Origin of the sequence: Labilibacter marinus (assembly GCF_001659685.2) — a bacterium.
In the GTDB taxonomy this organism is placed as follows: domain Bacteria; phylum Bacteroidota; class Bacteroidia; order Bacteroidales; family Marinilabiliaceae; genus Saccharicrinis; species Saccharicrinis marinus.
The window spans coordinates 55,784-69,085 of the sequence record NZ_LXYE02000030.1; the positions used below are offsets into that span (position 1 = coordinate 55,784).

General features: G+C 38.7%; 7 protein-coding genes. All 7 read left to right on the forward strand.

Features of this window, described 5'->3' with window-relative positions; translation table 11 throughout:
* Window positions 1–5: 5 nt before the first annotated feature.
* The 7 genes from A8L32_RS12700 to A8L32_RS12730 all read left to right on the forward strand — a co-directional run bounded on the left by A8L32_RS12700 (window position 6) and on the right by A8L32_RS12730 (window position 13,280).
* A complete protein-coding gene (locus A8L32_RS12700; protein ID WP_066631061.1) occupies window positions 6–1,469 on the forward strand; it encodes a sulfatase family protein in 1,464 nt (487 codons plus the stop codon).
* A gap of 21 nt (window positions 1,470–1,490) precedes the next feature.
* The gene (locus A8L32_RS12705) at window positions 1,491–2,909 is read left to right on the forward strand and encodes a sulfatase family protein (RefSeq protein WP_066631063.1); all 1,419 of its coding nucleotides are present in this window, start codon (window positions 1,491–1,493) and stop codon (window positions 2,907–2,909) included.
* Between the two features lie 4 nt (window positions 2,910–2,913).
* Complete coding sequence (locus A8L32_RS12710; protein WP_158027240.1) at window positions 2,914–4,491, forward strand: sulfatase family protein; 1,578 nt, start codon at window positions 2,914–2,916, stop codon at window positions 4,489–4,491.
* A gap of 75 nt (window positions 4,492–4,566) precedes the next feature.
* Complete coding sequence (locus tag A8L32_RS12715; RefSeq protein ID WP_158027241.1) at window positions 4,567–6,084, forward strand: alpha-L-fucosidase; 1,518 nt, start codon at window positions 4,567–4,569, stop codon at window positions 6,082–6,084.
* A gap of 237 nt (window positions 6,085–6,321) precedes the next feature.
* Window positions 6,322–7,941, forward strand: coding sequence for an arylsulfatase (locus tag A8L32_RS12720; protein WP_071797467.1), 1,620 nt, complete (start codon window positions 6,322–6,324; stop codon window positions 7,939–7,941).
* 85 nt (window positions 7,942–8,026) lie between these two features.
* Entirely contained in the window at window positions 8,027–10,135 is a 2,109-nt protein-coding gene (locus A8L32_RS12725; RefSeq protein WP_066631067.1) for a glycoside hydrolase family 88 protein, read from the forward strand.
* 55 nt (window positions 10,136–10,190) lie between these two features.
* On the forward strand, window positions 10,191–13,280 hold the full coding sequence (locus tag A8L32_RS12730) for a VPS10 domain-containing protein (protein WP_066631068.1): 3,090 nt from the start codon (window positions 10,191–10,193) through the stop codon (window positions 13,278–13,280).
* Window positions 13,281–13,302: the final 22 nt, after the last annotated feature.

Consider the following 13,302-nt stretch of genomic DNA (forward strand, 5'->3'; position numbering starts at 1 on the left):
GCACTATGAAATTCAAATTTGCACTACAAAGCTGTAAGCTACTTATATTTCTTTTGTTGCTTACTCCTCAGCTTACTGAGGCTAAGAAAAACAAAAAACAAGGAAGACCGAATATCATTATTATTAATGCGGATGATTTAGGGTATGGCGATCCGAGTTGTTATGGAGGAAAATTATTCGAAACACCTAACATTGATAGATTGGCCAATGAAGGAATTCGTTTTACGGATGGATATGTATCTTCATCGGTTTGTTCTCCTAGTCGGCATGGTTTATTAACAGGAACTTATCAAACACGTTTCGGGATTCAATGGAACCATGACACTTTTAATTTACCCGGTCAAAAAGAAAGAAAACTAATTGTACCTGAAAAGCATCGTTATATCAATCAGGCTTTTTCTGAAGCAGGATATGTAACTGCTATAGCGGGGAAATATAACTTGCCAGGATATCCAAATACAACTTTTGATAAAACCTTCTCCTTAACTTCAGCAGGCTGTAATTACTTTCCTGACGAAAAAGGGGGTTATGCTGGTGTGGATCAATACCCTAAACCTAAGGGTGGTTGGACTCCTACTTTATGGGGTCCAGACCGAGAAGGTGAAGAGTATATTACAGATCGATGCGGACGCCAATGTGTCGAATTCATAGAAGAGAATAAAGAGAATCCGTTTTTCTTCTATCTGGCATTTAATGCACCACATACACCGCTACAAGCTAAAAAAGTAGATCGCCCTCGTGTGGCGCATATTCAGTCGGAAGCCATGAAGTTATATGCCGCCATGGTTTTGGCTATTGATGATAATGTGGGTCGCATATTAGATTATTTGGATAAGGAAGGCTTGCGAGACAATACCATTGTTATCTTTTTAAGTGATAATGGCCCTATGAATCCAGTTCACTTTAAGGTGCCTGATTGGTGGCCCGATAACTCGCCTTATCATATCATGGGGCAACGTGGCGGTCTGTCAGGTTATAAAGGTATTTTCCGCGAAGCAGGAATTCGTATCCCTTATATCATGAGTTGGCCATCGCAATTGCAGGAAGGTACTACTTATAAAAAAACCGTGAGTACATTGGATTTATATCCAACTCTTTGTGCTGCAGCTGATGTGCGATTACCAGATAGCACGCACCTTGATGGCGTAAACCTAATGCCTTACCTTATAGGAGGCGCAAAACAAGATCCTCACGATTATTTATATTGGTATGCCAATAGGATGGGTGCTGTAAGAAGTGGGAAATGGAAATTTTATGTGGAAGATAACAAGCACTATTTATTCGATTTAGAAAACGACATTTCGGAGACTACGAATGTGAGCCGAGAGAACCCAGAAGTCATGCAGAAGATTTTTGGAGCATACATTAAGCATCGAAACGAAATGCCTCCATGTCGAAATCCATTTATTCGTCCGATAGATTTACCTACCAAGGAAGCTGCAGGTATACAGGTTCAAGATCCGAAATAAGAATTTATTAAAAAGACAAACATGAAATCATATAAAATCATCATAGTTCTTTTATTCGCTATCCTGAGTCAAGCTCAGGCCAAGCAAAAAAACTTCATCATCATTTTTACAGATGATCAAGGCTACGAAGATCTAAGCTGTTATGGATCGAATAAAGTTAAAACACCAAACATCGACCAAATGGCCGAAGAGGGGATCAAGCTCAACAGCTTTTATGTGGCTTCTTCGGTTTGTTCGCCTTCCAGAGCTGCTTTATTAACAGGAAGAATGCCTAAGCGCGTTGGTGTTCCTGGTGTTTTATTTCCTAAAAAGAATGAAAAAGGGCTTTCGTCAGATGAGATAACAATTGCTGAAATGTTGAAAGAAAAGGACTACGCTACAGCATTGGTTGGAAAATGGCATTTGGGGCACGACAAAAAGTATTTACCACTTAACCAAGGTTTCGATTCTTATTACGGAATTCCTTACAGTAACAATATGTCCATTGCAGATGGAATTGATATTGCAGCAGATGTGGTATTAAATGATGGTTACACCCTTGAAATGATGCACTCAGACATCAGTAAGGTTGACGAAGAATCTAAAAAAGGAGCTAAAAATTCTTTAAAGAATAAGCCGCCTTTGATGAGAGGAAATGAGATTATTGAATACCCATGCAATCAGAATACACTGACAGAGCGCTATACTAAAGAAGCCGTTTCGTTTATTAAAGACAACAAAGATAAACCATTCTTTTTGTACTTCGCACACTCTTTTCCACATGTTCCTATTTATGCTGGCGACCGTTTTAAAGGAGCATCTGGCTCAACACCTTTTTATGATGCTATGATGGAAATAGATTGGAGTGTTGGTGAGGTAATAAAGGCTTTAAAAGAGAATGGTCTGGATGAAAATACCATTGTCATTTTTACTTCAGACAATGGCCCTAATAGTCATGGATCTGCTAAGCCGCTTAAAGGAAGAAAATTTGATACCTACGAAGGAGGACAAAGAGTGCCTGCTATTATGTGGGGACCGCAAGATATAAAAGCTGGAGTTATTTCAGATGAAATTGTATCCTCCCTTGATCTCTTTCCTACCATTGCTAAATATGCAGACATATCAATGCCAAAGGGTTTAATATCTGATGGGTATGATATCTCAAAATTCTTGAAGGGTAAGTCTAAGGAGTCGCCCAGAAAAGAAATGTATTTTTATGGTTCAAACTCAACAAAAATTGATGGTATTCGTGTAGGGGATTGGAAATATATCATTAACGGATATAGAAAAACATCGTGGCGTAAACTTTCTGAAGAAGATTTAAAACCCAAGCTTTATAATTTAAAAAACGATGTTTCGGAAAAAAATAATGTGATAGAAGAATATCCTGAAAAAGCACAAGAGTTAATCAAACAGATGAATGCTTACGATGCCACATTGGAAAAATCGACTAAAAAGTAAAAGTATGGAAAGAGCTTACCAAAGATTACTTAACATGAAGTTAGTACTTACTTTTATTGTTCTATTAGTGTTGTTTTCAGCTTGTGAAGCCAAACAGAAGAAAAAGCCAAACATCCTATTTTGTATTGCTGATGATGTATCATTTATCCACACCTCAGCAAACGGAACAGCAGAGCTTTCTACTCCTAACTTCGACAGGGTCGCCAACCAAGGTGTGTTTTTTAATAATGCCTATTGTAATGCTTCTTCGTGCGCACCTTCTCGCGCTTCCATCCTAACAGGAAAAAATATTTGGGAGTTGGAAGAAGGAGGTTTGCTGTTTGGCGGATTGAAAAAAGAGTATCCTACTTTTACTACTTTATTAAAGAAAGCAGGCTACAACACCGGTTACAGTGGCAAAGGATATATGCCTGCTCGTTTAAAGGAGCCTTATCAAACCGAACCACTAGCTCCCGAGTTTAATAAAGTTCGTACTAAAGTTCCTCAGTTTTTGTCGAACAAAGATTATGCAGGAAACTTCAATGCTTTTTTAACTCAACGAGATAAGGATAAACCCTTCTTTTTTTGGTATGGCTCACACGAAGCGCACCGAAAGTATAATCCCGGAATTGGAGTGAAGAACGGAAAGGATATTTCTAAGATTGAAGTACCTGGCTTTTTACCCGATAATGATTTAGTACGTAGTGATATGGCCGATTACTATTACGAAATAGAATGGTTTGATAGCCATTTAGGGCGTATGATAAAAACCTTGGAAGAAGTTGGAGAGTTGGAAAATACGATTATTGTTGTTACAGCTGATAATGGCATGCCTTTTCCACGTGCAAAAGGTACTTGTTACGATTATGGAACACACATGCCTTTGGCTGTTTGCTGGGGAAATGAAATTAAAGGAGGTGCCAAGGTGGATGATTTTGTCAATTTCATCGATTTCGCACCAACCATACTAGAAGCTGTCGGAATACAAGCTCCTGAAGGAACAACAGGCAAAAGCTTTCTAGATATTCTACTTTCAGGCAAAAGTGGCCAGGTAGATTCTGAAAGAGACCGTGTATTTACAGCTTTAGAGCGCCACGCCTATGTTCGTCCCGAAGGAATGGGTTACCCAATGCGCACCATACGTAAAGGAGATTGGTTATATATCGTCAATTTTGAAGCTGACAGATGGCCAGCAGGTCCTTCCGATTATTATTCGATACATCAAGGTTTTTATGGCGATATCGATGCAGGGGCAACACGCACCCACTTAATTGATAATAAAGATAAAGCTCCAACAAAATACTACTTCGATTTGGCAGTTGCTAAACGTCCTGAAGTGGAGCTATACAATATAAAAGACGACCCTTATAACTTAAATAATCTTGCATCCGAAATAAAGTACGAGCAGTTATGTAAGTCTTTACAAAAAGAGCTTTTTGCCTATTTAAATGAAACCAACGATCCGCGGATGAAGGGTTTATCACCTTGGGACAACTACCCATACTATTATAAACCATACGATAAGAATCATTTAAAACCAATTGGTCAACGTGATATTGGATATAAAGCGAACGGAAAAGACCATGTAAAGATTTCGAAGTAAGGTTATACAATGCCAGCAAGGTTAAAAATTACTGAAGCTTCAATACACTTTGTTAAAAATATAAAAAGCAACATAATGAAAAAGAAACTATTCACATTACTTATTGCCTTTATGGCGATTGTTACCGTAACTATTGCTCAGGAAACTTTTAAACCGGAATGGAAAAGCCTTAATAAACACGAAGCAACGCCAGAATGGTTTGCTGATGCTAAACTGGGAGTGTATTTTCATTGGGGCGTATACAATGTTCCTGCCAATGGAAACGAATGGTATGGCCGTTTTATGTACGAAAAAGACAGAGTTAAAAGGTGGGGTAAAGACATCTACGATTATCATACAAAAACTTACGGTAGAGATGTACACTATCACGATTTCGTTCCTCAGTGGAAGGCCGAAAAGTTCGATGCTAAACGTTGGGTGGATATGTTTGAAAATATGGGTGCCAAATTCATTGGAACCATTGCCGAACATCATGATGGCTTCTCATTGTGGGAAAGTGAAGTAAATCCATGGAACTCCTTTGATAAAGGCCCAGGTATAGATGTAGTAAAACAAATTGGCGCAGAAGTAAAAAAGCGTGATTTAAAATTCATGACCACTTTTCATCATGGTTTCCATATGCATTTCTACCCTAAAGAAGAAAACAGTTTTTTACGTCCATTAAGTATGCACGCGGCAACCTACAAAAACTGCGAGGTACCACAAGACGATAAATACCGTATTCTATACGGAAATACGACATATAAAGAAGAATGCGACATTTGGTTAGGTAAATTAAATGAGGTGATTGATGCACATTGTCCCGATTATATCTGGATGGATTTTGCTCAGGGGTATATAAGCGAAGATTATCGTCAGCAGTTTTTGGCCAATTATTTTAATAAGGCAAAGGAGTTAAACAAAGATGTAGTGGTAAATACAAAGGGTACTTTCTTTCCTACTGATTTAGCAGTAGTGAATTTAGAGAGAGCCACTGTTGAAGATATTGCACCAGAAGTGTGGGTGACAGACTTTCAGTTGGGTAGCTCGTGGGGATACAATAAAGACAAACGAACCGCTTTGGATCCTAAAAAAGCCATTAGAATTTTTGCTGAAGTGATTAGTAAAAACGGAGTAATGATTTTAGCCGCTGCTCCTATGGCTGAAGGCATCATCCCTGAAGAACAAGCCGTAGCCATGGAAGGCATTGGGGCTTGGCTGAAATTATATGGAGAGGCAGTGTATAACACTCGTCCTTTCGTTGAATTCGGTCAAGGGCCAACAAAACTAACCCGTAACCCTGAAGATGAATGGAACGATTACGGTGCCATTAAGGCAGGTTTGTACAACTTAAATGCAAAAGACGTTCGCTACACTACAAAAGATAATGCCGTTTATGCTATTCAGTTAGGATGGCTAGGTTCAAAGCAAGACATTACACTTTCAGCCTTCGCTAATAAAGCAAAAGACATGAAGGTAAAATCTGTAAAAGTGCTAGGAAGCAAAGAACGCATCAAATGGAGCAGAACCGACAAAGGACTTAAAGTAACTTCTCCAAATAAGATGCCTGCAGAAGGCGATGCTGCGATTGTTTATAAGATTACTTTAAAGTAACACCCAAGGTTAAGGATTGGCCTCTTGTAGTAAATTATCTATTGTGCAGAACAACCTTAGTAAGACCGAGAAGTTGAGTGCTTGCTCGAAAATCACTCGGCCGCACTTAGGTTTTACAAGAAAATGAATGATTTTCTACGAGCAGCCTTGAACTTTTGCTTCTTTTTGGTTCAAGCCTAAATGAAGAGACAGCGGCTTGAGCGAAATTAAGAAGCTTAATTAATAGATGATGGCTCAATGGAAAACAAGAGAGTTTATAATGTAAGAAAAGTTCGAAAATACGCAGTTTTGTTACTGTTATTGGTAACAGCGCACCTTTATGCTCAAAGACAACCCAACATCATCCTTATAATGGCTGATGATATGGGTTATTCCGATATTGGTTGTTATGGTGGCGAAATAAATACACCAAATCTCGATAAACTTGCAGAAGGAGGAATTCGTTTTACACAGTTCTATAACAATGCACGTTGTTGTCCAACAAGGGCAGCCTTGTTAACGGGTGTTTACCCTCACCAAGCTGGCGTAGGTGGAATGGTGGGGCACGGGCATGGTGATCTGAGCCAAAATGTAGTAACGATTGTAGAAGCACTATCAAACAGTGATTATGCTACTTACATGACAGGCAAGTGGCATGTAGCCGATTCTGATAATGGAGAAGACAAACACAACTGGCCAATTCAACGTGGCTTTGATAAGTTCTTTGGTACCATAAAAGGAGTGGGAAGTTATTTCGATCCGTATTCACTAAATTACAATAACAACGCGGTAGTATTAAAACCTTCTGATAACTTTTATTACACCGATGCCATTTCAGATTCTACCGTTTCGTTTATCGATCAGCATTTTAAGGATAACAAGCAAGATCCTTTCTTCTTTTATGTAGCCTATACAGCTCCACACTGGCCTTTGCATGCATTGTCCAAAGATATTGCCAAATACGAAGGGGTGTTTGATAAGGGTTGGGATGTTTTAAGAGAAGAAAGACTTGAGCGCATGAAGAAACTGGGTGTTGTTCCTGAAAACGTAGAGCTAAGTCCAAGAAGTCCTCGTGCTAAAGCATGGGCAGATATTGAAAACAAAGAATGGGAATTACAGCGCATGATGACCTATGCTGCCATGGTTGATAATATGGATCAAGGCATAGGGCGTATCATCTCAAAGCTGAAAAAAGAAGGTGAATTGGATAATACATTGATCATGTTTTTATCAGATAATGGTGGATGTGCAGAAACCTTGGAAGGTGTTGAGCAATGGGTAACTGGTCGTGAAGTATCGGTGACTTTAGACGGTGAGAAAGTAAATCCAGGTAATGATGAAAATGTGTTCGCAGGCCCTGCAACCAGTTATATGAGTTACGGACCAGCATGGGCTAACCTAAGCAATACACCGTATCGCCGATTTAAAAAGTCAGGTCATGAAGGTGGCGTTGCTAGCCCTTTTATTATGCATTGGCCAAAACAGATAAAATGCAAAAATGGCATTACTAAAGAAGTGGCCAGCATTATTGATGTTATGCCAACCATCCTAGAAATCACTGAAACTAATTATCCGAATTCATACAAGGAGAATAAGATTCAGGCTACTGAAGGTTTGAGTTTAGAGCCTGTATTAAATGGACAAAGATTAGGACGTGACGAATGGTTTGTGGAACATGGCAGAAACAAAGCCTACCGCAAGGGAGATTGGAAAATAGCCTGGTCGCGCCAAAAAGATGGACAAGAATGGGAACTCTTCAACTTAAAAGACGACCCCACAGAGGTAAATAATTTGGCTTCTACATATCCCGAAAAACAGAAAGAAATGATTGATCGCTGGTACGAGTGGGCAAAACGAGTGAAGGTAGTGCGAAAATAGAAAATTACCCCAAAGGGCTTATGAGTAGGGCTTTAAGTCCTCTTTAGGGGATTTAGGGGTAGATTCAAATAAATATAATTAAACGATGAAGAATCAATTCAAAAACGTTATAGCTATAATCACCTGTTTCTTTTTAGTAGGAAACATAAATGCACAAAAAACAGATTTCGTTATCCATACGGATATGAAAACCGGAGGAATTCAAAAAATTATGCATAAAGATGATAAGCATAATATGAATTGGATATTCCCTACTGACGGTAGCGTTCTAGAATGGTTTACGCCAGAGTTTGCCTGGGGATTGGGTTTTATCACCATTGAAAAAAATGGAAAAACAGAAACATATCAATGGAATGATATCTCTGAAACAGAAACAAAAAATGGAAAAACGATATACACTTATAGTTTCCCTGATTTTAAAATATTGATTAGCCGTTCTTTCAATCAACATGGCGAACTCATCGAAAATTTTGAGGTAAAAAATACCAGCTCTGGCCATATAAAAGTTGTGGACATGGGAATCTACACACCATTTAAAGATTGGTATGCAGGTGGAGCCGAAGTTTGTATGACTAGCCGTTGCAATACGCATATTTGGGCAGGTGGTTACAACTCGTCGTACGTAAATGCCATTCGCATGGGAACAGAAGCGCCTCATTTAGGTTTGGTTGTAATAGATGGAAGCATCCGTCATTATGAGTTAATTAATACCCGCGATTTACCTCGCAAAGTTGCAGGTTCGAATTTGCGTGGAGGTATCACCCTAAAGGTGGAACCAACCACCATTAAAGCAGCGGATTCTTACGGATTAACCTGGAAAGTGTTTTGGCACGAAGGTTACGAGGACTTTTACGCAAAAGCCTTACAAAGTGGAACAGTCATTGCTGAAGCCGACAAATATTTTATTCCGCTTGGAGAAACAGCAAAAATGCGTTTCAAATCAGCTAAGCCATTAGAGGAAGTGAGTTGCAGTATTGATGGAAAATCGATTAAACTTAAACAAACAGGCAACTTTATTACAGCAGAATACAAGGCAAAAAAATCAGGTGATAAAATTGTAACGCTGAATTACGGCGATAAGAAAACGGTTATCAACCTTTACTTTTCTCTTCCTACGGATGATTTGTTACAAAAGCGAGTTGACTTTATCATCGACAAACAACAAATGAAAAACAAGTCAGACCAACGGTTTGGCGCATACATGGTTTACGATACCGAGATCAACGAAATATATCAGAATATCCCTTTTAAGGTTGACCATGATGAGGGGGCTGAACGTTTAGGAATGGGCGTTGCCATTGCCAATTGGTTGCAGATGAACCCACAAAAAAGCAAGAAGTACCAAAAATCGCTTAAAGAATATTATCAGTTTGTTCGTTATAAACTTCAAACGCCTGAGTACAAAGTATACTCTACGGTTGACCATACCAAACGTCACAGAGGTTACAATTATCCTTGGGTAGCCGCCTTTTATGCAGAGCTGTATCAACAAACAAAAAATCCGCTTTACATAAAAGATTGTTACCACACCATGCGCAAATGGTATGCTGAGTTCGGATATGATTTTTATGCCATTTGTGTGCCTATCAAAAAAAGTATCGACTATTTACGCGAGGCAGGGTTTAAAGCAGAAGCCGACACTTTATTAAATGACTTTAAATTGGTAGCCAAAGAGTACGATAAAAATGGCATCAATTACCCGAGTCACGAAGTTGTATTTGAGCAGTCCATTGTTTCGCCAGCGGTTAACTTTTATCTGGAATTATACCACATTACCAAAGACGAGCACTACTTAAAAGAAGGAGAAAAGCATTTGGCCATTTTAGAAGCCTTCAATGGTCAGCAGCCCGATTATCACTTAAATGAAGTAGGTATTCGCCATTGGGATGGTTATTGGTTTGGTAAACGACAATCATGGGGCGATACCATGCCACACTATTGGTCGGCACTTACCGGCAGAGCGTACATCCAATATTATGCAGCTACAGGCAAGGAAGACTATTTGCGTAGAGGTAAAATATGTTTAGAGAATAATCTTTGTAACATACGGGATAACGGTACCGGAGCTTGTGCCTACATCTATCCCGAAAAAGTAAATGGTGTGGCATCTGAATTCTACGACGAATTTGCCAACGATCAGGACTGGGCGCTATTTTTCTTTTTAGAGATGAATGAAATATTAGAGTGGAAGTAATACCAATAGGTATAAAGAATTAAGGAAGATAACAGGTTTAATAAAACTAATTAACATGAAGCGTATATATTTTTTCACAATAAGTCTTTTACTGTTTGCAGTAGTAAATGCCCAATTAACAACAGAGGAGTTTTTCACTAAGATGAAAAATGAAAAAGTGGTATCAGACGCTTCTGTTGATTGGGTAAATGTAGCACCTGCCATGTCGGGTTATAATGAAACATTTGTCTGTCATCCAACCGATCCTAATGTCATGTTTATGGGGCCAGATATGCATGTTTCTTATGGTACCTGGGATAATGGAGAATCATGGCATACGATCAAAGATTTTGATGGCAATGGCGATGATATGCGTAGGGTAATTGATTTTGAATTCTCCTTGCAGAATCCTGATTTAGGTTATGCCATTACATTGGTTTATGATGCCGATGCAAATTCAGGAAAGCTTTATAAGACGATAGATAAAGGTCGATCGTGGCAATTTGTAAAAAGGTTGGGTAAAGCACATAACGAATTGGCCATTCATCCAGAAGATAACCAAATAATATTTATTGGAGCTGGTGATTTTTGGAATGTAAAAGAAAATCATCGTACCCAAGAAAAACCAAACGGAGTTATTATTGGCAGAGCTGAATACGGCCATGTTTGGAAATCAACAGATGGCGGTGTAACAATGAAGAAAGTAGCGACCAACATCTCTAATAATCTTGATGTTGGGCGAATTATCTTTAATCCAATAAATCCGGATAAAATGATTATGGCAACCAGTCATGGCCTATTCAGTAGTAGTGATAAAGGAGAAACTTGGGCTGCAAGCAACACCGGATTACCCAATGACCTACCTCGCGATCTTACATCCTATTATAATAAAGAGAGCGGAGAGTTTATATTGTATTTAGCTGAGCAAACCGTATACGAACCCAATAACGGTAGTATTAGCTCCAAAGGAGGTATTTATAAAAGTATCGATGGAGGTGCTACTTGGGTAAGCATTACCGGTAATCTGGGGTATGATTTAACTGTAATAACGGATTATACGACTAGGGAAGCTTATAAAAAACAGGTAGGATATTGGTTTGGTATGTCAAAAGGAGATTTTGCAAGTAGCTATCCAAATTATCCTTCAAACATATTATCTATATACAATAGAATAGTTGTAAACCCTTTAGATAAGAACGAGATTTATTTATGCCATAATAAAAAGCACGATAAAGGTTTTGGACCTGGAGATCTTTGGAAAACAGAAGATGGTGGTGCAAACTGGTTTGTCTGTGCACGAAATGGAAAATATTGGATTCAGGAAGAAAATAAATCCTATTGGCAGGCAAAAGGAAACCCATTAGGTGCGAATGTAGAATTTGCTCATTTGCAGCACGAAATGGATGATGCTAACGAAACACAAGGGAACAGACATTTAGCAATTAATTCTTTGGGAGAAGTCTTTATAGGCATCAATCAACAAACTTTACGAAGTAACAATAATGGCGACAGCTGGCATCAGATTGATGATATAGAACTAACTCCTGGAAGTAAACAATGGATAAGCAGAGGAGCGAGTAATCTACCGGGATTATACATGTTGCACGAAACGGGAATACCGGATAGAAGATTGATGTGCAGTGGAGAGCATGCCCTTTGGCAAACCGTTGATATTGGCGATTATCCCGATAAAGACGCTGTAGCAGTGGAGCAGTTAGAAGGACAAGTAAATCATGGCGGAGCCCATACAGCTAAAACGGTGGCTGTTCACCCCAATGACCCAAATATTATTTACATGATGGCCACCCGACAATCGCACAGAGGGAAAATGCGTCGTTCTGTTGACGGAGGAAAAACATGGGATAACATAGCCACTATTTTTGAAGCTTCAAGCGGAATTTCAGCAAGCATCAATCAAGTACAGTCTTTAATGTGCGATCCTGTAAATCCGGATAACATGTATTTTACTTCTATTTATTCCGAGATAGGCACAAAAAACTCAGTTTCTCTTACAAAAGGAGATTATGGTGTATACCGTTCAAACGACGGAGGATTCACTTGGAATGTAAGTAAGCCAGATCCAACCGAAGGTGCCAGTGTACGCAGAATAACTATGGATCCGGATAATCCTCAAATTATTTATGCCGCTTTAAATCGTTATCAAATAGATGGAGGTTTGTATAAATCAACTGATGGAGCTGTTAGTTGGACAAAAATGACCATCCCTGCAGAAATAATATCAGTGAATAATGTTTTTATTGATAGAAACACAAAACACATACTCATATCTTGTGGTTCTCGCTCTGGAACATATAATACAGGAGGTGTTTGGAGAAGTAAAGACAACGGTAGTACATGGGAAAAAATCTTTAAAGCCCCTTACGTGTGGCAAGCTGAAGTTTCTCCAGTAAATTCTAATATAATGGTGGTTAATGTTCCTGGTCAGATTCCTTCCTTATATACAGAATTTAAAAATCCGGGAGTTTACTTGTCGAAAGATGCTGGTGACAGTTGGGTGAAAATTAACAGAGGACTGGGCAATATCAATAAAATTAATCAGATAAAACCAGATCCCTATAACGAGAGCATGTTTTGGTGTGCGGCTTATGGAAGTGGATGGTTTAAGGCTTTGATAAAAACCGACTATGTAAAAGCAGTATGTAACGATACAGAGGTTATGGAGGGCGAAGAGCTTACTTTGTACGGTATTGGGTCAATTGGTACACAGCTTAATTATGAGTGGACAGCACCAGATGAAGTCAGTCTGTCATCAACCAATAAATATAAAACCACATTTACTGCACCTGATGTTACAAAAGATAGCACCATCATTGTAAAACTTAAGGTTAGTAATGATTTATATTCTGATACTCATGATATAAATATCAATGTGAAATACAATTCTGATGATACTGCTGTTGGTGACACTCCTGTTAATCCTATTCATCTTTATCCAAATCCTGTTAAAGATGGGAAGCTCCATATTCATGGGATAACAGGCAGACTTGACTATTCAATTTTCGACCTGGAGGGAAAAATAATTATAAGTGGTGAAATACAAAATAATTACATTGATGTTTCACACTTACAGCCACAAAGCTATGTTTTGAAGCTTTCGACTGAAAAGAATAGTTGGGCTGAAAAATTCATGATTACAAATCATTAGCACGTTTTATTGTACAATAACA

Excerpts from the sequence above, each read along its gene's own strand:
- A8L32_RS12700 (WP_066631061.1), top strand. The coding sequence starts at position 6 with ATGAAATTCAAATTTGCACTACAAAGCTGTAAGCTACTTATATTTCTT.
- A8L32_RS12725 (WP_066631067.1), top strand. The coding sequence starts at position 8,027 with ATGAAGAATCAATTCAAAAACGTTATAGCTATAATCACCTGTTTCTTT.
- A8L32_RS12705 (WP_066631063.1), top strand. The coding sequence starts at position 1,491 with ATGAAATCATATAAAATCATCATAGTTCTTTTATTCGCTATCCTGAGT.
- A8L32_RS12715 (WP_158027241.1), top strand. The coding sequence starts at position 4,567 with ATGAAAAAGAAACTATTCACATTACTTATTGCCTTTATGGCGATTGTT.
- A8L32_RS12710 (WP_158027240.1), top strand. The coding sequence starts at position 2,914 with ATGGAAAGAGCTTACCAAAGATTACTTAACATGAAGTTAGTACTTACT.
- A8L32_RS12730 (WP_066631068.1), top strand. The coding sequence starts at position 10,191 with ATGAAGCGTATATATTTTTTCACAATAAGTCTTTTACTGTTTGCAGTA.
- A8L32_RS12720 (WP_071797467.1), top strand. The coding sequence starts at position 6,322 with ATGGAAAACAAGAGAGTTTATAATGTAAGAAAAGTTCGAAAATACGCA.